Source organism: bacterium, from assembly GCA_004299235.1.
GTDB lineage: Bacteria > Chloroflexota > Dormibacteria > Dormibacterales > Dormibacteraceae > SCQL01.
The window spans coordinates 15,500-35,557 of the sequence record SCQL01000003.1 but is presented as its reverse complement, the minus strand read 5'-3'; the positions used below and the strand labels follow the sequence as shown (position 1 = coordinate 35,557).

Here is a 20,058-nt window from a genome sequence, read left to right as displayed (position 1 = left end):
GGCCCGGGATGCGGGGTGACGAATAGGGTCAGATGTTGGAGCGCGACTGCCCGCCGTCGACCGATATGCACGCGCCGTTGACCAGGCTCGCCTGCCGCGAGCAGACGAAGGCGACCACGTTCGCGACCTCATCGACCGAGCCGAACCGGCCCAGCGGCATCTCGCGGCGCACGTAGTCCGCCATCCCCTCGGGGTCTGCCTCCTGGCGGCGGTGCCAGCCGCCACCCGTCCACAGGATCGAGCCCGGCGCCACCGCGTTGACGGTGACGCCCCTGGCGGCAACCTCCCGCGCCAGCGAGGTGACGTAGCTGATCTCGGCGGCCTTGGCCGCGTTGTAGGCCGGCGCGCCGCCCGCCTCGCGTCCCCACACCGAGGTGATGACGACGATGCGACCCCACCCGCGGAGCAGCATCCCCGGCAGGACGAGCTGGCTCATCCGCACGCTGACGCCGACGTTGCCGGCGAAGGCGGCTTCGAACTCCGCCGGCCCGGTGTCGCTCCACGAGCTGCCCGAGCGCAGGCCCAGGTTGTTGACCAGGATCTCGATCGGTCCCAGGGCGCGCTCGGTCTCGGTGACGGCGCGCCGGCAGCCGTCTTCGGTCAGCAGGTCGGCGGCGACGCCACCGCCGCCGAGCGACGCCGCGGTGCGCTCGACGTCGGCCGCGGTGCGCGCCGCGACGGCGACGCGCGCGCCCTCGGCGCTGAGCGCCCGGGCGATGCCCAGCCCGATGCCGCGCGTGCCGGCGGTGACCAGGGCGACCTTGCCCCCGATGCCCAAGTCCACCTGCCGAATACTAGTGTCACTAGACTTGAGCGCATCGCCACGCTGCCCGACATGACGGGCCTCTTGAACCTTTCAGAGCCTCCGACCACGCCGCGCCCTTCCGCCACGGTGCTCTTGATCCGGGGGCGCGAGCCGTGGGAGCTGCTGCTCATGCGACGGCCGCGCGGCGCGGACTTCGCGCCCGGCGCCTACGTGTTTCCGGGCGGCTCGGTGCATGCCGACGATGGCGGCGGGAACGACGCCATCCGCGCGGCGGCGGTGCGCGAGCTCTTCGAAGAGGTCGGGATCCTGCTGGCGCGGCGAGGCCGCCGGTTGGCACGCGGCGCCGACTGCGAGCAGGTCCGCGCTCTCGTCGGCGGCGGCAGGACCTTCGGCCAGGCGCTGCGCGAGCTCGGCCTGGTGGCGGCGCTGGACCGCCTGGTCTTCCTCGCCCGCTGGGTCACCCCGGCGCAGCTGCGCCGGCGGTTCGACGCGCGCTTTTACCTGGCCCGGCTGCCGGCCGCTCAGGAGGTCCGGCCGCAGGAGGGTGAGGTCACGGACTGGCTCTGGATCACGCCCGAGCGGGCCTTGACCAGCCCGGACCTCACGCTGGTCTACGCGACGCGGGCGGTGCTCGAGTCGGTCGCCGGCGGCGGTGCCGCGACCGCCCTGTTGGCTCGCACGCGACGCCTCAAAGACGTGCCGACCATCGAGCCGCGCATCGTCCAGACCGCGGGCGGCTGGGAGATCGTCCGCTAGGACCTCAGCGCCAGCGGTCGCGCCAGCGGTTGTAGTGGATCACCTCGACCCCGCCCTGCCTGAGCACGTCGAGGCCGGCGGGGTCGCGGTAGGCCTCGCGGTAGTGGACGCGTGCCACGTTGGTGTTGATGATCATCTTGGCGCACATCACGCAAGGTGACGCGCTGACGAACATGATCTTCCCCGGCGTCTGGGCGCCCGCCTTGATGAGGCAGTTCTGCTCCGAATGGAGGCAGCCGCAATTTCCTGGCTGGGCCGAGTCGCAGCGATTGGGCAGGCCCCTGGCGTTGCCGTTGTAGCCGATGCCGAGGACCTGCGTCAGGTCCGCCGTCGTGATCACGCTGCCGACCTGGAGCCGGGCGCAGGTGGAGCGCTTCGCCAGCTCCTCCGCCATGCGCATGTAGACCTCTTCGAGCGGGATGCGCTCGGGCGCCTGCTCGCGCTCGGAAACAGGTTCGGGACGGGCCATCATGGTCAGGTTAACAGGCTTGTGACGCTCGCTTTTCGGGACTACAATGCACCATATGTCGCTGCTCGAACTCTTGTTCGCCCTTCTCCTTGTATGTCTCCTGGCCGGCGTCGCGGGCGTGGCCGCCCTGGTCTGGAACCTGGTCCGGCGCGCCGACGGGCAGGCCCGTGACGTCGCCGAGCTCAGGAGCAGCCTGGAGGCGGGGGGTCACACCCAGGAGTCCCAGGCGGCGGAGCTGCGCGAGCGGCTCACCCAGACCCAGTCGGTGGTCGAGGGCCTGCGCTCGGCCCTGTCCGCGCGTCAACCGGTGGAGGACGAGGCTCGGGCGAGCCTCAGGCGGCTGGAGAGCGTCATCGCCGGCAGCTCGACCCGTGGCGCGGCGGGCGAGAACATCCTGGAAGAGGCGCTCCGGCACCTGCCGCCCGAGATGCTGCAGCGCAACGTCTGGGTCGGCGGCAAGGTGGTGGAGCTGGCGATGCGGCTGCCCGGCGGCAAGCTGCTGCCGATGGACTCCAAGTGGGTCTCCAGCGGCGCGCTCGAACAGCTCGCCGAGCCTGGGCTCGACGCGACCCGCCGCTCCCAGCTCACGGCGCAGGTGGAGCGCGAGGTGGAGAGGCGGGTCCGCGAGGTCGGCCAGTACATCGACCCGGCCACCACCTCGCCCTTCGCGCTCGCCGTCATCCCCGACGCTGCCTACGACGTGTGTCGCGGCGCCATCGTGGGCGCCCACCAGCGGCACGTGATGGTGGTCGGCTACGCGATGGCGCTGCCCTACCTGCTGACCCTCTACCAGCTGCACCTGCAGTTCGCCCGCTCGGTCGACATGGAAAAGCTCCAATCCGCCCTCATCGACGTGGAGCGGCATCTCGACACCCTGGAGACCGTCCTGGAGAACAAGCTGCAAAGGGCGGTGACGATGCTCCAGAACGCCTACGGCGAGGGCAAGCAGGTGTCGGCTCGGATCCGCGCCTCGGCGCAGAGCGTCCAGTCCGCCTCCCCGCCTCCGAGGGAGGCCAAGCAGATTTCCACAGAGCCCCTGAGCCTGGCTCTCGTCGATCCCAACCAGTAGGCGCTTTTGAACAGTTTTGCCCAGTCAATACCCAGCCTGTGCCCAACTCGTCACCAGGGATTTGCACAGGCAATCCACCCATATGTGGTACTTTGGAGGCAGCTGAGGCCGAATATCTTGTGTTTCAGGCTTGACAAGTCGAAAGTCGGGTCGTATATTCGGAGCCGTTACATCGAGGCCCTGGGGCATTAGTGGCGGGCATGCTCTGGGGCCTCTTGCATCCCCAAACGAATAAGTTCAACGACCCACCTGACGACGCACCTACAGCTGGTTCAGAAGCACCCTCACCGGGGATGATTAAAGGAGGCGTTCTCTAGAAAATGGCCAAAAATGTCGCCGACCTCGCCGGAGCCGGTAAGAACGGCCACCGTGCCAAGAACGGAACCAAAACAGGGCTTCGCTTCGGGCGTTACTTCACGCCAGCGGGCAGTCACGCCTATGACCTGGTGGAGTGGGAGCGGCGCACCGCGGCCATCATCGGCGAGAAAGGCCAGGTCATCTTCGAGCAGAAGGACGTCGAGGTCCCCCGCGCCTGGTCGCAGCTGGCGATCAACGTCGTCGCCCAGAAGTACTTCCGGGGCAGCCCGGGCAGCCCGGAGCGTGAGACCAGCGTCCGCCAGATCATCGACCGCGTCGTCGAGACGCTCGCCGGCTGGGGCCGCGCGGACGGTTACTTCGCGAGCGAGGAGGACGCCGAGAACTGGGCGCAGGAGCTGCGCTACCTCCTGGTCACCCAGCACGCGTCGTTCAACAGCCCCGTCTGGTTCAACATCGGCGTCCCCGGCCGCGCGCAGCAGGGATCGGCCTGCTTCATCAACTCGATCCAGGACTCGATGGAGTCGATCCTCGACCTGGTCAAGACCGAGGGCATGCTCTTCAAGTTCGGCAGCGGCACCGGCACCAACCTGTCGGTCCTGCGCTCGTCGAAGGAGCAGCTGTCCGGCGGCGGCACCGCCTCCGGCCCGGTCTCCTTCATGAAGGGCTACGACTCGTTCGCGGGCTCGATCAAGTCGGGCGGCACCACCCGCCGGGCGGCGAAGATGGTCATCCTCAACGCCGACCACCCGGACATCCTCGACTTCATCCGCTGCAAGGCGGAGGAGGAGAAGAAGGCCTGGGCCCTGATCGAAGCCGGCTACAACGTCGGCTTCAACGTCCCGGGCGGCGCCTACGACTCGGTCCAGTTCCAGAACGCCAACCACTCCGTGCGCGCCAGCGACGAGTTCATGCGGGCCGTCGTCGACGACAAGCCCTGGACGACCAAGGCGATCGTCGGCGGCCGCGTGATCGACAAGCACAAGGCACGCGACCTGTGGCGTGAGATCGCCGAGGCGGCCTGGATCTGCGGCGACCCCGGGCTTCAGTTCGACACCACCATCCAGGATTGGAACGTCGTCCCCAACACCGGACGCATCAACGCCACCAACCCCTGTTCGGAGTTCGTGTTCCTCGACGACACCGCCTGCAACCTGCTCTCGCTCAACCTGATGAAGTTCCAGTCCGAGGACGGCAAGTTCGACGTCGAGCGCTACCGGCGCGCGATCGACGTGTGCTTCACCGGGCAGGAGATCCTCGTCTCCAACGCCTCCTACCCCACTCCGGCGATCGCCAGGAACTCCGAGGCGCTTCGTCCCCTGGGTCTTGGATACGCCAACCTGGGCGCGCTTTTGATGTCGATGGGACTCGCCTACGATTCCGAGGAGGGCGGACGCTTTGCCGGCGCGCTGACCGCGATCATGACCGGTCGCGCATTCGCCCAGTCGGCGAGCATGGCTCAGGTCAAGGGCCCGTTCAGCGAGTACGCCAGGAACCGCGAGCCGATGCTGCGCGTGATGGAGAAGCACCGCCAGGCAGCGCACCAACTGAGCACGTCACCCGATTCGGCCGAGGTGGTCGACGCGGCGAGGGAAACCTGGGACGAAGCGGTCAAGCTCGGCCGGACTCACGGCTACCGCAATGCCCAGGCCACCGTCCTGGCGCCAACCGGCACCATCGGGCTGATGATGGATTGCGACACCACGGGCATCGAGCCCGACCTGGCGCTGGTGAAATACAAGAAGCTCGTCGGCGGCGGACTGCTGAAGATCGTCAACACCACCGTGCCCGCCGCGCTGCGCAAGCTCGGCTATGACGAGCTGAAGGTGAAGGAGATCGTCGAGTACATCGACGAGAACGACACCATCGAGGGCGCTCCCCACCTGATGGACGAGCACCTGAAGGTCTTCGATTGCGCATTCAAGCCGGTCAACGGCTCTCGCTCGATCGCGCCGATGGGTCACGTGCGGATGATGGCTGCGGTCCAGCCGTTCATCTCCGGCTCGATGTCCAAGACCGTGAACCTGCCGACGGATGCGACGGTCGAGGACATCGAGCAGACGTACCTCGAGTCCTGGAAGCTGGGTCTCAAATGCATCGCCATCTACCGCGACGGCTGCAAGCGTTCGCAGCCTCTGTCCACCTCGCTCGACAAGGACAAGAAGGCCCCGCGCGCGCAGGGCGCCGAGGAAACGGTCGAGTACCGCGTGGTCCGGCGCAAGCTGCCCGACGAGCGCAAGGCGGTCACGCACAAGTTCGACATCGGGGGCCACGAGGGCTACCTGACGGTCGGCCTGTTCGACGACGGCACACCGGGGGAGCTGTTCGTGACGATGGCCAAGGAAGGCTCGACCATCTCGGGCCTGATGGACGCGTTCGCGACCCAGACCTCGTACGCGTTGCAGTTCGGGGTCCCGCTGAAATTCATGGTCGACAAGTTCAGCCACATGCGATTCGAGCCCTCCGGGTTCACCAAGAACAAGGAGATCCCGATCGCGAAGTCGATCGTCGACTACATCTTCCGGTGGATGGCGAGCCACTTCCTGCCGGTCGAGGACCAGGACGAGGCGGGCATCATCCGGCGTGACGCGCCCGCCGACCCCGCACCCGCGCCGGCGACCGTGGCCAAGGCCGCGCACTCCGCCTCGGAGCTGAAGGTGATCGCCATGCCGGCCGCCAACGGCAACGGCGGTTCAGTGCAGAAGATCACCTTCATCAACACCGACGCGCCGGCATGCCCGGACTGCGGCGCGATCACCGTGCGCTCAGGCTCGTGCTACAAGTGCCTGAACTGCGGGGCGACAACCGGCTGCAGCTGAACTAAACCTTTGGTCCCTCGATCCCGGCACGCACGGCCGCCAGTGACTCTCGCTGGCGGCCGTCGCCGTCAAAATTCGAAGGCGCGAGCCAGGCTTCGAAGGCCGCTCGCCTGAGCGGCCACTCCCCGTCGGTGATCGAGAACCAGGCGGTGTCGCGGTTCCGGCCCTTGACGACCATGTGCTGGCGGAACACGCCTTCGTAGGTGAAGCCGAACCGCTGCGCCGCCCGGCGCGACGGCGCGTTGGCCGAGTCGCACTTCCATTCGAGGCGGCGGTAGCCCAGATCGTCGAAGGCGTGGCGCGCCATCAGGAAGATCGCCTCGGTGGCCTGGCGAGTGCGCTGGAGCACGGGCGCGAACCAGATGTGCCCGATCTCGATCACCCCATGCTCGGCCACGATCCGCATGTAGCTCGCCATCCCCCGCGGTTGCATCGCCTCACGGTCCACGATGGCGTAGAAGAGCGGATCGTCCGAGGCGGCGCACCGCTCGAGCCAGGCTGTGAACTCACCCTGGTGAGCGAATGGGCCGTACGACAGGTAGTCCCAGATGCGCGGATCACCAGCCGCGCCGTGCGAGGCGGTGAAAAGCGGCTCGGCGTGGCGTCCAGGGTCGATCGCCTCCAAACGGACGAGCTCGCCGTCCAGGGTGCCGCGCCCGGGCGGACCCGGCGTCTTCCACTCCAACTCCAATTTGCTCATCGTGTGCGCAGTATTGTGTGCCGCCGAGCCCAGGCCCCGCGCCGGTCGCCGCTAGACTCCCGCTGAGTGGAGCACACCGCGCCCGCCGTCCTCGATCTCGGATTGCTCCTCTTGCTCGCCGCGCTCGCCGGCAAAGCCGCCCGGCGCCTGGGCCTCCCGGCGGTCATCGGTTACCTGCTCGTGGGGGTCGTGGTCTCACCCTTCACCCCTGGCTACGTGGCCAATCGCGAGCAGCTTTCCGTCCTGGCCGATGTCGGCGTGGTGCTGCTCCTCTTCGAGGTCGGCATCGAGATCAACCCCGTACGCCTGGCGCGTGAGCGCCGCCGCCTTCTGCTGCTGTCGCCGCTGCAGGTGTTCGTGACCTGGGGGCTGGCCACCGCCGCCTGCCTGCTGTTCGCGATGAGCCCAGCCGGAGCGGCGATGGTCGGCCTGTCGATCGCCATGTCTTCGAGCGTCGTGGTCGTCAACATCACTCGCAGCCGCAGGCGCACCACCGATCCCGACACCGACGAGGTGCTGCTCGGTTGGAGTGTGATCCAGGACCTGGTCGGTGTCGCCTCGGCGCTGGTGCTCGTGATCGTCATCGGGCTGGGCGGCCGGTCGGGACCCACCGCGCTGGTCGAGCTGGTGGCCTTCATCGCCATCGCGGTGGCGGCGGCCGTCATCCTCCCGTGGCTCCTGCGACGCCTGCAGGCGGAGCACGACCTGTTCCTCCTGGTCTCGGTGGCCAGCGGGCTGCTGCTGGCGGGCTTGGGCTCCCGGTTCTTCGGCATCCCGCTGGCGCTCGCCGCGTTCGTGGCCGGGTTGGCGATCACCGAGAGCGAGGTGGCCGCCGAGGCGCGCCAGCGCCTGCTCCCGTTTCGCGACCTGTTCGCCGTCATGTTCTTCGTCGCGCTGGGTACCGTCATCGACCCCCGCGCCCTCATCCCGGCGCTGCCCTGGCTTGGCTTGTTTCTGGCTCTGGTCGTCGTCACCAAGGTGCTTCTCGTCTGGGTGCTGGCCAAGTTTGGCGGCCTGCACGCTCGATCGCTACAACTGGCCGTCGGGCTCGGCCAGGTGGGCGAGTTCAGCTACGTCCTCGGAGCGCTCGCGCTCGGCGCCGGCCTGATCACCAGACAGGCCAGCGTCGGTCTCATCGGCGCCGTCGTGATCAGCATCGCGACGTCCTCGGTGCTGGTCCGGCTCGCCCACCAGCCCGAGGTCAGGCAAACGGCGCCGATCGAATAGACCGGCCGCCTGCGACCTGCGGCTACTCGGCGCCGCTCACGCGACGTCGTCGATCAGGGCCGCCCAGCGCTCGTCGATACCTCGCACCTTGTAGATCGCGAGCGCTCCGGCCCAGGCGATCACGAACGCGGCCACGATCACGTAGCCGGCCTTGCCGATGAAGTCGAAATTCGCGATGGCGTCGAAGAGGCCGCCGTGCAGCTTCAGGATCTGGATCAGGATCTGCACCAGCTCCACGACGCCGACGAAGAGCGCGACGAACACCGACAGCGACGTCACGGTCAGGTTGTAGAAGACCTTGCGGATCGGGCTGGCGAAAGCCCACGAGTATGCCTTCGACATGAACGCGCCATCGGTCGTGTCCATCAGCGACATGCCCGCGGCGAATATCAGCGGCAGCGCGATCACGACCGTGAACGGAATGCCCTGGGCCGCGGCCCCGGCCGAGATCGCCAGCAGAGCCACCTCCGAGGCGGTGTCGAAGCCGAGCCCAAACAGAAAGCCGATCGGGTACATCTGCCAGCTGTGGTCGATGAGGCGGAAGATCCGGCCGAAGATCCGGGTCATGATCCCGCCCGCCACCAGCTCGTTTTCCAGGCTCTCGCGGTCGTACTCGCCGCGGTGCATGTTGCGGTAGACGCGGATGATGTCGAGCAGGATCACCAGGTTCAAGATCCCGATCAGCACCAGGAAGCCGCCGGACACCAGCGTGCCGACCGCTCCGCCGATGCTCCTCAGCTGTCCGTTGTCGCCGACCACGCCCTGCACGATCGACTTGGCCGCGAGCCCCAATGCGACCGCGATCAGGAACACGACCGTCGAGTGGCCCAGCGAGAAGAAAAAGCCCACGCCCACCGGCTTACGTCCGCTCTGCAGGAGCTTGCGCGTGGTGTTGTCGATGGCCGAGATGTGATCGGCGTCGAACGCGTGGCGGAGGCCGAACGTGTAGGCCAGGCCGCCCAACGCCAGAAGGGATGGATGCTGGGCGCCATACACCAGAAGCAGGCCCCAACCGGCGACGTGCAGAGCGCCGACGCCGCCGAAGAAAGCCCCCAGCCGCGTTCGCTCGCCCCGGTCGAAAGACCGCCCGAGCAGAGTCCAGGGCGAAGCCATGCTCAAAGCCTAATCGCTATCGCGACAAAGTCGCAACTTCGTATTCAGCCGGCGCCCCTGGCACCTGCGACTGCATCTCGGTAACCAAGCGCTCAGCCTCCCGGGGCACCGAGGCCCACCCGCCGGCCGGGGCCACGATCAGAAGCCGGGTTACCGACTCCCGAAGATCCCGCGGACGTCGAACGCGGCCGCGGACGCGATCTGGTCGAAGCCGCACTCGCGCGGCGGCTTGTCGGCCCGCCAGCGCAGGAACCGCGTGGCGTGACGAAAGCGCTCGCCCGCCTCGAGCTTGTCGTAGGCGACCTCGCACACCAGCTCGGGCCGCACCGTGGCCCACTCGGTGTCCTTACCGCGCGACCACCGGCTCGGCCCGCCCGGCATGCGGCCGGCGTGGCCCGCCCCCCACTCCGACTCGGGCACGTCGACGGCCAGGGGTTGCAATTTGGCGATCAACGCCTTGCGCTCGGCGACGCTGAACGATGACGTGTGCCCGACGTAATGCAGGGTGCCTTTGCGGTCGTACAGGCCGAGGAGCAGCGAGCCGAGCGACAGGCCGTCGTTGGACCTGCGCCAGCCGATGACGACGCAATCACAGGTGCGCCGGTGCTTGATCTTCACCCACATGCGCTTGCCGGGGACGTACTCCCCGTCCCACGACTTGGCGATGACACCGTCGAGGCCCGCGCCTTCGAAGCGCTCGAACCAATCCTCGGCCGTCCTGCGGTCGCGGGTGTATGGCGTGAGGAAGATCGGGGGCTTGATGCCTTGCAGCAGCTGCTCGAGGCGCTGGCGCCGCTCGCCGAGCGGTTGGCCGCGCAAATCGGCACCGCCTTCGCACAGCAGATCGAACGCGATGTACCAGGCCGGCGTCGCCTCGCTGAGCATGCGGACGCGCGAGTCGGCCGGGTGGATGCGCTGCTGGAGGGCGCCGAAATCCAGGCCGTTGTCGCCGACGACGACGAGCTCTCCGTCGAGCACCACCTGCTCATCGCGCAGCGTGCGAAACGCGGGCAGGACCTCGGGGAAGTAGCGCGTCATCGGGCGCGCCCCCCGGCTGATCAGCGCGACCTCGTCCCCGTCCCGGAAGACCAGCGTCCGGAAGCCGTCCCACTTGGGCTCGTACTCCCAGCGGTCGCCGGCCGGCATGCCGTCGGCCGGCGCCGCGAGCATCGGTTCCAGGTCCAGGGAGAGCGGAAGTTTCACCAGATTTTTCCCCAGTTGTCTATATCTTGTGGATAGCGAAGCCCCGTGCTACCATATCGTCGGCCGGTGAGCCGGCCCCCTGAAATTCGACACCACGGCCCCACCCCAGCCTTGGGAAGCTCGCGCAAGCGGGCTTCCCGCTTTTATGGGGCGAAACGCTTGAGCAGGTCCCCGACGGTCACGGCGCCGTAGTCCTTCCCCAGCACCGCCTGCGCGGTCGCCCACACCCCGCGGGCCGAGGCCGGGCCGCGGTCTGCCAGGTCGGCGAGGCGAAGGGCGTCGTAGACCTGGATCTCCGGCACCCGGCGCAGCTGGTCGGCCAGCCACTTCGCCCACTGCGTGACGTTGCCGTCGCTGGGCGCGACCTTGGCCGCCGCGGCGGCCACCTTGGATTCGGCGGCGGCCACCGCTTTCCTCGCTCCCGCCGCGACCTTCTCTGCCTCGGCGGCTGCCTGCCCGGCCTCCGCCGCCGCCTTCTCCGCGGCTTCCTTGGCGGCCGCCTCGGCGTGCAGCGCCGACTCCGCGGCCTGCGCCTTCAGCGCCGTCAAGCCCTCGCCGGCGATCTCGCTTATGCGATCCGTGCCTTTCTCCGTGCCGCCGCCGCCGGCGCCCTCTCCGGTGCGTAGCCTCTCACCGAAGCCCCGACCGAGAGCCCCGCCGATCAGGTTCGGCACGTCGAGCCCGGTCAGGCCCTTGATGGCGGTCGTGGATTCGACCATCGCCCGCGTCGCGTTGCGGACGATGTCCGATGCGCCGTCCGCGCTCATCACGGTCAGAGAATCGATGTGGCTCATCGGCTCCGCCGCGGCGCGCACGATGTCGGGCAGCGCGGCCAGCACCGTCTGGATGATGGCCGCCTCGTTGAACTGCTTGTAGGCGTCGGCACGCATCGCCAGCGCCTTGGCCTCCGCCTCACCCTTGGTGAGCACGATCTGCGCCTCCGCGCCGCCTTCGAGGCGCGTCGTCTCGGCGTCCGCTTCGGCCGAAGCGATCCTGGCGCGCTTGTCGCCTTCGGCTCGCGCGATCACCGCCTGCGCCTCCGCCGCCGCCGGCTTGACGGTGGACGACAGCAGCTCCTTCTCCTTGCGCTGGGCCTCGAGCTCGGCCAGCTCGGTCTGCTTGCGCACGACCTCCTGCTGCGCCTGGGCCTGGGCGAGCGGGCCGGCCTGGTCGGCGCGCGCCTGGGCGGCGGCGACCTGGGTCTTGGTCTCGGCTTCCCGCAGCGCGACGTCACGCCCCGCGTTGATCTTGATCTGCTGCGCCTCGGCTTCTCGCACCGCCGCCTCCTGGTCGGTGGAGGCCTTGGCCATGCGCGCGTCTCGCGTGACGGTGGAGACGCTCTGCTGGCCCAGCAGCTCGATGTAGTTCGACTCGTCCGAGAAGCTCTGAATAGTGAAGGCGTCGATCTGCAGCCCGCTCGTGGCAAGGTCGCCCTTGGCGGCGTCCTGCACCTGCTGCAGGAGCTTCTGGCGGTCGCGGATCAGCTCTTCGATGGTCAGCGTGCCGACGATGGACCGCAGCGAACCCTCGAGCACGTTCTTGACGATGGAATCGACCTGCTCCGGCTTGGCGTCGAGAAAGCGCTCAGCGGCGTTGCGCAGGGACTCGACGTCGCGCCCGATCTTGAACGTGGCCACGCCCTGGACCTGGACCTTGATGCCCTGGCTGGTCACCGCGTCGCTGAGCTGCACGTTGATCTGGCGGGCGGTGAGCTTCAGCTTGCCGACCCGGTCGAGCAGCGGGCGGATGAAGGTCCCGCCGCCGACCACGACCTTGACCCCCTTGTCGCCAGGGGAGGCCACGACCTGGCCGCGCTCGTCGCGCACCTTGGCGCCGCGCGAGCCGGCGACGATGAGCGCTTCGTTCGCCCCGGCCACGTGATACCGGCTGGCGACGAAGGCGATGAGGAGGATGAGGATGACCACGCCGGTCACCGCGAGGAATGGTGTTGACGTCAAGAAATCAGGCATCCGACCGTGCTCCTTCATTGCTGGCTGCCGGGGTGGGAGAAACCACGAGATTGCCGCCGGCGACGGAAACGACCCTGACCGCCCGGCCGGCCGGGATCTCGGCATCGGCGGTGGCGGTCAGGTTGTGCGTCGCGCCGGCGAAGCTGATCAGAACGGTGCCAAAGTGGTTGGCGGGGATCGCCACGGACACCCGGCCGGTCGATCCGACCATGTCCTGCAGGCTGAAGGTTTCGGTCGACTCCGACTGGCGCAGCACCTTGAACGCGGCGAACACCACACCCGACCCGAGCGCTCCCGCGACCACGCCGGTCAGCGTCGCGACGCCAGGACCGGCGTCGATGCTGTGCAGGCCGAAAAGGCCGCCGACGCCGAACATGGCGACGAAGCCGAGCAGCATCGGGGTCGGCGACACGCCCGCGACGTCAAAGCCCAGGTGGATGGCGCCGAGCAGGCCGCCGAAGATGTCGTCGACGATGAGGGTCAGCAGCAGGAGGCCGCCGCCGAGCAGCAGGCACACGCCGAAGACGAGGTCGGCCGCGCTCAATTCCTCACCACCAGCGTCTGCAGTTTAGGACTCACGCCCGCGCGCCGCTCCAAAGCGACCGTGATCACCGCAAGGGTGCCCGCCTGGGGGCTTGCTGCCGGGCCGACCCTAGCGCCCGGCGGCCTTGCGTCGCGGAGCCGCCGGGCGCTCGGGGAGCTCGTGGACGGCCGCCGAGGAGGTGGGAGTGACGCCCACCTCCAGGCGTACGAATCCCCGGTTGACCAGCGCCGCCCAGAGGCCGCCGGCCAGGGCGCCGACCAGGGCCCCGAGGAGCCCGAGGAGGAGCGCGGAGGCCGGCACGGCGACGTACCAGAGGTCGGCGACGGTCTCCAGCGAGCTGGCCTGGTCCCCGAATGGAAGGAGCTGCTGGGTGACCCCAAGGCTGAATCCCAGCTGCCGCTGCCAGTCGACCACGGCGCCCGCAAACCAGCTGATCAGCGCGCCGAGTAAGCCGCCCAGGAACATGCCGGCGACCAGCCCGGCCACGCCACCGGCAGAGATCGCTCCCCGCAAGGAGAGCCGCGCCACACGGCCCGTCAACATGCCGAGCGCGGCCGCCACGAGAGCACGACGATGACGGCGAGCAGAAAAAGCGCGGGCAGCGCGACGCCGGCGGCGATATAACCCAGCAGCCTGCCGTGCCGCTCGCTGGGCTGGATGGCGACGGCGATCCCGCTCGACTGCCCGCCGACCACGGGTGCGGGCGGCCCGGTGATCGCGTAGGCGCGCGCCGCGGCGGCTCCGGCCGGCCGCAGCGAGCCGTCCGGCCGGAAGAGGCCGAAGGTTTCGACTTCGATCCCGGGCCGCTGCGTCCAATAGTCGTCAAGCGACCACCAGGTGGCCGCGGCGATGAATCCGCGCGGATGCACGTCGAATTGCGCCGACAGCTGCGAGTACGTGACGTTGAAGACCCTCAGCTGTCGCGTCTCGTCAGCCGGGTCGTCTGCCCAGTGCCCGAATTCCAGGATCATGAGCGGCTTGTCCGGATAGGCATTGTGCGCCCGCATCAGAGCCGTCTGGATGTCAGGCGCTGACAGGCGGCCGCCGTAGAGCACGCCGTAGTAGAAGGTGTAGCCGGCGACGTCGAGACCCGCGCTGGTCGGATCCGCCGGATCCGTGCCGTAGGCCGCCTGGCCGGTCAGGCGGGTGCCGTCGATGCGGCGATCGAGCGCGTTCAACGTGTCCAGCGCCGCCTTCCGCTCCGCGCCACCGGTCGACTCGTTGGCGAATCCATGGAAGAGCACCGAGGGGCGATTGAAGTCGCGCAGGTCCATCTCCACGAGCATTTGCTGAGCCAGGCCGCGATCCATCGCGATCGAGAAGGTCTCGGGCGTGTAGTGGTAGAGCGGGATCTCCTCCCAGAGCGCGACGCCGAGGCGATCGGCGAGCACCGGGAACAGCTGGTTGGGCGGATGGTGGTCGATCCTGGCGAAGTCCGCGTGGACCCGCAGCACGCGCTTGAGCATGGCCTCGATCTCCGCCGCGGCGTCGAGCTGGCCGCCCGCGGGCCGGCCGGCATGGGCGGGCTGCTCGCGTTCCTCGTGCAACGCCACCCCATTGAACGCGATCGGGTCGCCGTTGAGGAGCACGCGCGGCGCGTGCGAATCGACTTTGACCTGGCGAAGGCCAAAGCTCGTGTACAGGTGGTCGACGGGCGTGCCACCGTCATCGACCGCCACGCCGAGCACATAAAGAGAGGGCGTGCTGGGACTCCACAGGTCGCGGCCCCGAATCGCGAATGGCGCCTCGATTCGAACCACCGCGTCCTCGCCCAGGTTTCCGATGTCGATGTGCCGCTCGAGCAGCGGCGTCGCGTCGCGTGGGATGAGGCTCAACGGATCGGGATCGGCCAGGTTGGAGGCGGTGACCTGGGCGGGAAAGAGCGCCACGTCGATGGCGGCATTCGCGGCGACACTCCCCCGATGCTCCACGACGACCGAGACATCGGCGCCATCGAGGTGCGGCACGACATCGGCGCGGACGGCACTCAGGGCCGGGGTCGCCTCGAGCCACACGTCGCCCACGATGCCGCCATAGTTCCACCAGTCGGCAAGGCCCCAGGGGACGATGTCGTTGCGTGTTCCCCACGCCGGGTTGTCGACACGCACCAGCAGCGTGTTTAGAGTCCCGGGCAAAAGCGCCTTGGTGGCATCGAGCGCGAACGGCGTATCGCCACCTTCGTGGTAGCCGAGGTACGTGCCGTTCAACCAGACGTCTGCGACGTAGCGGACAGCTCCAAACTTCAGCGTCGCGTACGAGCCCGCCCAGCCGGCGACGGCCAGGAAAACGCGCCGGTAATAGCCGCCTGTGACGCTGCGCACCGGTGGCGGGTCGAAGGTGCCGGGCACGGCCAGAGAAGACCAGCTCGCGTCGTTGAAAGTGAGGCCGGCCCGCATGCCCAGCTCCCGGGTGATGGGTTTGAGCGTGCGGTCGCGATCGTCGAGGCTGAGGTCCGAGTCAAGCGCCTGTGGCTCGAACTTCCAGGCGCCGTCGAGGTTCTGGCGAAAGCGTGGCTGCGGGTCGAACGTCGGCACCGGCAAGCCGGACTGGAAGGCGACGACTCCGCCAGATACGTCCCGCAGGGACAGCGTCGCCGGCAGGTCGGCCCGGCCGGGCGCGGTGGCAAAACCGCAGGCGCCGATCGAAGAGGCAACCAACAGGCTGCCGAGGACCAGCCATCCGGCTCGGGTGGGCATCGCGGTCCAGGCGCAGCCCAGCACGAATCGATCGTACCGGTCATCTCCGATCGGGGCCGTGGTGAGGGAATCCGCAGGGAACCACGCGCTCCCGGTGATGTACTACGTGCGAATGAACCAGCTGCCGCTTGACTCCACGCCGACCGAACGACTATCTCGACGCGGCCGCCGCGCGGTTGGCGTAGGGGCACTGGTGCTCCTCGTGATCGGTGCGGCCAGCTTCGCTTACCTTCGCTCGAGCAACACCCTGACGACGGTGGGAGTGCCCAACACCAATCCCCTGGCGGCCGGCCTCAACCCGGTCAGATACGAGTTCGTGACCCCGTCGGTGGGATGGGCAGTCATGAACCCTTTCACTCCGCCAAGTTCGGTGGGCCGGTTTCTCGTTTTCAGGACCCTTGACGGCGCAAAGCATTGGCAGCTACAGCTCGCCGGCCAAAGCAGCAGCCCTGGGTTCATCCCGATCACTGTCCAGTTCCTCGATAGGAAGCACGGCTACATGGCGCTGGACCTGGCGTTCACAGGCGAGCAGGTCTACACGACGAATGATGGTGGCGAGGAGTGGCAGGCTGTTGTGCTGCCGGCGCCTCAGAGCGTTGTGGTCGTGTTCGACGATGCCGGCTACGGCTGGGCGCTTGCCCAGGCCAACGCCCCAGGTCAGCTTTTCAAGTTGTACGCATCCGGCGATGGCGGCGCTGCCTGGCAACGACTCCCCGACCCGCCGGGCGACGCTTACTACCTGGCGTTCCGCGGCCCGACTGAAGCCTGGATGGGCAGCCTGGGTCCAGGCCCTCCCCACGTTTACGTGTCCGCGGATGCGGGTCATACCTGGCAGCGACGTGATCTGCCGCCACCGCCAGGAAGAACCTGGGACACCGGCGGTGGCGGGACCACGGTCCAATTACTTCCCCAGATGGGCGCGGTCGCAGCGACCAAGGGCGACCTCTTCACGTCATTTGATACCGGCAACACGTGGAGGTACGTGCCGGCCCCGCCGGGCGAGGTCGGGCATCAGGATGCGTCTCACTGGTGGGCCATCAAGGGCTCCGTCCTTTCCAAATCGTCGGATGCCGGCCAAACATGGAGCCAGGTCACGAAAGCCTTGCCGGATTGGCAGTTCGTCCCTCACGTTCTCGACTCGAGGCATGCATGGGCGGAGTTGACCGTTGTGGGCGGCTACGGATTGGCCTTGACCAGCGACGGCGGCCTTCATTGGACCCGAGCCAACGTCCCGCAGCCCGCAGTGACTCCCTCATGACCAGTCGGTGGCAGCCTTCGAGCGTTCAGAAACGCAGTGGTCGGGGAGCCAACTGGAGGTCCAGCATTGGGTACCCAGAAGCGCGAATCTAACGACCAGCGCTCGCCAGAAAAGTAGTGTCGCGACGCTGTACCCGGACCGATTGGTGGTCCGACGTCCGAGCGCGAAGGAGCTGCAAATTCCCCTCAAGACTTGTCGACGGTTCACCTCGAGTCAGTTAGTGGCTTCGGAATGCGGGACCCGATCTACGTGTTTCTCGACGCGGACAGCAATGTGTTGTTCTGGTCGGTGGCCAGCAGGTGGTCAGACGTGGATCTAAGGCACTTGTAGAAGCGCCTCGACCTTGAGCCGGTTAATGCTCTGAACAAGGTCAACGAATTTCAAGCCACGCCATACGACCGACGTTATTGACCACCGTCATGTCCACTCCATCGCGGGATGCCCTCAGAAACGTGTTGGTCGGGCGGGCGAGATTCGAACTCGCGGTCTCCTGGTCCCAAACCGAAGGCAAAGGCCTACCGTATTCGACCCGATCTTAGCGCCGGTCTGCCAATCGAGCGCAAGTCTCTTAACTCAATTGCATCCGCCGGCGACTGTGCCACCGGTGACGTCCGACACCTTGACGAGCGTGTCGTTGGTGTCGAGGAGGTAGATGCCATCTTCACCCGCCAGCCATGTGCCGTGACTGTCGGAGATGGTCAGCTGTTTGAACGAGCCGTTAGAGATCGGAGTCCCGGATGTCGCCGTCGTGTAGACGTACAGAACCGGCGATGCCGAAGTCAGCGGAATCGGAAACTCCGTGACCAGTGGATAGCCGTGTGAATCGAGCCCCATGAACCAGATCCACGCGTTGTCGCCGACCGTCGCCCACGCATCTTGGGTCCCCGATGTGAGATCCATCCGTAACAGCCGGCGAGGCATGATCGTTCCACCGTCCGTCCACGCGATCCCGTTCCTGAACGCTTCGATCCATCCGGCTTGCACGTTCGGAATCTCGGTGCTGGCACCGGTCACTGGATCAAGTCGCCACAGGCCTCTGCCACCCTCGCCGCTGTAGTACCTGACCGCGGTGATGTAAATACCGTCGGGCTGATAAGCCAACACTGCCCGCGGTGGACCCGAATAGATAACCCGGTCACTCGCATCCTGTAGTGATACAACGTGGATCCGCGTCGCGCTATTTAACGTGTCAGACGAACTCGCTTTGTATGGTTCGGCATAGGCGTATGCCAGTCCGTCGTTACGGACCTGCTCCCTCCGCACCGGCAACCATCGCTTTGCGGCAAGGTCGTAACTTCCTGAATCAGAGCTGCCAAAGGCCGAGCCCTTCAGCGTCGGCGCCTGGTCAGTAACCAGCAAGTCACCGGCCGTGCTGAGACCTCCAGCTGCATCTGCAGTCCACGAGCCTAACTGCCCGCTGATAAAACCGCCCGAGAACGGAGGGCCCCCAAACCCCATGGAGGCAGGCTTGATGTAGGACAGCCGACAGTCAGGAAAAGGAGCTCGGGCGACCGCCGGCAAGCTAGGCCACGTGGATACGGATGGAGCGGCACTCGGACTCGGGCTGTCGAGCCTTGCCGACGAGGCGGTGACGGTTCCCGACGCAAACGGCGAGTTCGCTCCGCCTGATGAACCGCGAGGTGAGCCACAGGAGCTGAGTACGAGGAGTGCCGCCAGGAAACCTAACGCCTTCATCTCGGGTAAACGGCGGCTTGACCAGCTTGGTTATGGCTGAAGCTATGCATGTGCCGGGAAGCTAATCACATCCTCCATCGCCAGCCCAAGAGCCAGACAGACTGCGCGAAGAGTGCCGAACGTCGGACGGCGGCGGCCAGCGACAAGGTCGCACAAGGTGCCTTCGTCAACCCGGGCCCGCCGACCGAGGTCGCGGCGGGTCCACCCGCGCAGAATGCGCGCCCGGTCGAGAACCGCGACGTCAACCGACCAGGCGGCGAGCGACGTCATGTACACCCCACTGGGAGTGGAGGGCTTGGTTCCTCAAAACGCCCTGGAATGCACGGTGTTACGCATTCCGTGCATTCCGTGGATACGTACGAGGTCCAACGCGATGTCCGCCCGATGCTCGCCGCGTGCTGGATGCGCAAAAACTCGACCCCGATCACGCTGCGCGCCGCGCGCGTAAGTGCGCGCCCGCGCTCCCCATGGTGCAGTCAACGACGCCTGCCTCGCCGCAGCACGAGCCGCGCGGCTCCACCGTATGGAACGCGCCGGCCCGCGGCTCCCGATGCCAACCATGCCTATCAGCCTCATCGGCGACGATGAGACCAGCGCGACAAGGACGTTTCAACCGCATCTTGGGACGCCTGCAAACGTCCCAAACGTCCCCTAAACGTCCGACGGTCCGCAGCCTTGCGCGAAAACAAGGTTGCGGTGTGGGGCTATCTTGGCCTCAATGGTCCGCTCCATTCGATTGGTGACCGACGGAGACCGATTAGAACGGCGGTGCTGGCCGCTCTTCATCGAGCACGACTTTCCGAGCTACGAACGGTTCTGGGTTTGGTTCGTAGTCCCGCTCACAAACCGGGACGCCATTCCGCCCGATGTCCACTTCAAAATGGACACCGAACTCGGTGGGCTGACGCCACCACGCGACTTCTTCGACATCTATCTCGCTCAGTTGAACTATTCGGTGATCTGGCACCTCTCTGCCGCGTATGCCATGCGCGCTACTGCAGCGACTCGTGGCTGGGAGTCCCAGCTCTTTGTGCACACGATCATTCGACTGTGCTCGGCGCTCGATGTGGCCGACGAGTTGCTTCAGCTAGACAATGCTGGCCGGCCCATCGTGGCGGATCCATGGAATAAGGCTCAGGTGAATCGGAGCAGGTGGCGTAAGGCTCATTCGCATCCCTACTTGGCAGAACTGCAGAAGTACAGGAACCAACTCATACACAGCGGACCGTTCATGCATTGGGAGGAGGGTCCTATCTTTCCGAGGGTCGGCCGGCACTCCAATTATTGGGACTGGCGGAAGGCCTCTGGTCCGCTGCCACGACGCGCTGGTCGCGACTTTGCCCATGCTGCCGCAATCACCGAAGATGCGTGGAAGCGAACAACCCGCTATCTGAATCGATCATGGAGTGAGTTGCTGCGCGGGCGCAAGGTCAGCCGCAAGCGTCTTCGGCCAATTGA

The 20,058-nt window shown here is 67.1% G+C and carries 16 protein-coding genes; 5 read left to right on the top strand and 11 right to left on the bottom strand.

Annotated features, from left to right (window positions below; all coding sequences use genetic code 11):
* Window positions 1-28 precede the first annotated feature (28 nt).
* The gene (locus tag EPN29_01710) at window positions 29-784 is read right to left on the bottom strand and encodes an SDR family oxidoreductase (protein TAN34778.1); all 756 of its coding nucleotides are present in this window, start codon (window positions 782-784) and stop codon (window positions 29-31) included.
* Window positions 785-835: 51 nt separating this feature from the next.
* On the opposite strand from EPN29_01710, the gene EPN29_01705 reads away from it, so the two are divergent.
* Window positions 836-1,522 (top strand): NUDIX domain-containing protein, encoded by a 687-nt coding sequence (locus tag EPN29_01705; GenBank protein ID TAN34777.1) that lies wholly within the window; start codon window positions 836-838, stop codon window positions 1,520-1,522.
* Between the two features lie 4 nt (window positions 1,523-1,526).
* On the opposite strand, the gene EPN29_01700 is transcribed toward EPN29_01705, so the two are convergent.
* Window positions 1,527-1,994, bottom strand: a complete 468-nt coding sequence (locus EPN29_01700) for a CMP deaminase (GenBank protein ID TAN34776.1) — start codon at window positions 1,992-1,994, stop codon at window positions 1,527-1,529.
* Window positions 1,995-2,037: 43 nt separating this feature from the next.
* On the opposite strand from EPN29_01700, the gene rmuC reads away from it, so the two are divergent.
* Window positions 2,038-3,060, top strand: a complete 1,023-nt coding sequence (gene rmuC / locus EPN29_01695) for a DNA recombination protein RmuC (GenBank protein ID TAN34775.1) — start codon at window positions 2,038-2,040, stop codon at window positions 3,058-3,060.
* 320 nt (window positions 3,061-3,380) lie between these two features.
* Complete coding sequence (locus tag EPN29_01690; GenBank protein ID TAN34774.1) at window positions 3,381-6,194, top strand: vitamin B12-dependent ribonucleotide reductase; 2,814 nt, start codon at window positions 3,381-3,383, stop codon at window positions 6,192-6,194.
* A 1-nt stretch (window position 6,195) separates the two neighbouring features.
* On the opposite strand, the gene EPN29_01685 is transcribed toward EPN29_01690, so the two are convergent.
* Entirely contained in the window at window positions 6,196-6,894 is a 699-nt protein-coding gene (locus EPN29_01685) for an N-acetyltransferase (protein TAN34773.1), read from the bottom strand.
* A 66-nt stretch (window positions 6,895-6,960) separates the two neighbouring features.
* On the opposite strand from EPN29_01685, the gene EPN29_01680 reads away from it, so the two are divergent.
* Window positions 6,961-8,121, top strand: a complete 1,161-nt coding sequence (locus EPN29_01680; GenBank protein TAN34772.1) for a potassium transporter Kef — start codon at window positions 6,961-6,963, stop codon at window positions 8,119-8,121.
* Between the two features lie 36 nt (window positions 8,122-8,157).
* Here EPN29_01680 and EPN29_01675 read toward each other — a convergent pair whose 3' ends face one another.
* The 6 genes from EPN29_01675 to EPN29_01650 all read right to left on the bottom strand — a co-directional run bounded on the left by EPN29_01675 (window position 8,158) and on the right by EPN29_01650 (window position 15,671).
* Window positions 8,158-9,234 (bottom strand): HoxN/HupN/NixA family nickel/cobalt transporter, encoded by a 1,077-nt coding sequence (locus tag EPN29_01675; GenBank protein TAN34771.1) that lies wholly within the window; start codon window positions 9,232-9,234, stop codon window positions 8,158-8,160.
* 150 nt (window positions 9,235-9,384) lie between these two features.
* The gene (locus tag EPN29_01670) at window positions 9,385-10,437 is read right to left on the bottom strand and encodes an ATP-dependent DNA ligase (protein ID TAN34770.1); all 1,053 of its coding nucleotides are present in this window, start codon (window positions 10,435-10,437) and stop codon (window positions 9,385-9,387) included.
* Between the two features lie 143 nt (window positions 10,438-10,580).
* Window positions 10,581-12,512: a flotillin family protein gene (locus EPN29_01665; protein TAN34769.1), complete on the bottom strand. Its 1,932-nt coding sequence runs from the start codon at window positions 12,510-12,512 to the stop codon at window positions 10,581-10,583.
* The gene (locus tag EPN29_01660) at window positions 12,400-12,951 is read right to left on the bottom strand and encodes a hypothetical protein (GenBank protein ID TAN34768.1); all 552 of its coding nucleotides are present in this window, start codon (window positions 12,949-12,951) and stop codon (window positions 12,400-12,402) included. The genes EPN29_01665 and EPN29_01660 overlap by 113 nt, the downstream gene beginning before the upstream one ends.
* A gap of 108 nt (window positions 12,952-13,059) precedes the next feature.
* Window positions 13,060-13,512, bottom strand: coding sequence for a hypothetical protein (locus tag EPN29_01655; protein ID TAN34767.1), 453 nt, complete (start codon window positions 13,510-13,512; stop codon window positions 13,060-13,062).
* Window positions 13,488-15,671 carry a hypothetical protein gene (locus EPN29_01650; GenBank protein ID TAN34766.1) on the bottom strand — a complete coding sequence of 728 codons (2,184 nt, stop codon included), beginning with the start codon at window positions 15,669-15,671 and terminating at the stop codon, window positions 13,488-13,490. Before EPN29_01650 ends, EPN29_01655 begins: the two co-directional genes overlap by 25 nt.
* A gap of 37 nt (window positions 15,672-15,708) precedes the next feature.
* Between EPN29_01650 and EPN29_01645 the strand changes: the two genes are divergently transcribed.
* Window positions 15,709-16,905 (top strand): hypothetical protein, encoded by a 1,197-nt coding sequence (locus EPN29_01645; GenBank protein TAN34765.1) that lies wholly within the window; start codon window positions 15,709-15,711, stop codon window positions 16,903-16,905.
* A 573-nt stretch (window positions 16,906-17,478) separates the two neighbouring features.
* Here the strand turns inward: EPN29_01645 and EPN29_01640 are convergent.
* Complete coding sequence (locus EPN29_01640; GenBank protein TAN34764.1) at window positions 17,479-18,264, bottom strand: hypothetical protein; 786 nt, start codon at window positions 18,262-18,264, stop codon at window positions 17,479-17,481.
* A gap of 378 nt (window positions 18,265-18,642) precedes the next feature.
* Window positions 18,643-18,870: an XRE family transcriptional regulator gene (locus EPN29_01635; GenBank protein TAN34763.1), complete on the bottom strand. Its 228-nt coding sequence runs from the start codon at window positions 18,868-18,870 to the stop codon at window positions 18,643-18,645.
* Between the last annotated feature and the right edge of the window lie 1,188 nt (window positions 18,871-20,058).

Excerpts from the sequence above, each read along its gene's own strand:
- EPN29_01705 (TAN34777.1), top strand. The coding sequence starts at position 836 with ATGACGGGCCTCTTGAACCTTTCAGAGCCTCCGACCACGCCGCGCCCT.
- EPN29_01700 (TAN34776.1), bottom strand. The coding sequence starts at position 1,994 with ATGATGGCCCGTCCCGAACCTGTTTCCGAGCGCGAGCAGGCGCCCGAG.
- rmuC (TAN34775.1), top strand. The coding sequence starts at position 2,038 with ATGCACCATATGTCGCTGCTCGAACTCTTGTTCGCCCTTCTCCTTGTA.
- EPN29_01690 (TAN34774.1), top strand. The coding sequence starts at position 3,381 with ATGGCCAAAAATGTCGCCGACCTCGCCGGAGCCGGTAAGAACGGCCAC.
- EPN29_01685 (TAN34773.1), bottom strand. The coding sequence starts at position 6,894 with ATGAGCAAATTGGAGTTGGAGTGGAAGACGCCGGGTCCGCCCGGGCGC.
- EPN29_01675 (TAN34771.1), bottom strand. The coding sequence starts at position 9,234 with ATGGCTTCGCCCTGGACTCTGCTCGGGCGGTCTTTCGACCGGGGCGAG.
- EPN29_01665 (TAN34769.1), bottom strand. The coding sequence starts at position 12,512 with ATGCCGAGATCCCGGCCGGCCGGGCGGTCAGGGTCGTTTCCGTCGCCG.
- EPN29_01635 (TAN34763.1), bottom strand. The coding sequence starts at position 18,870 with ATGACGTCGCTCGCCGCCTGGTCGGTTGACGTCGCGGTTCTCGACCGG.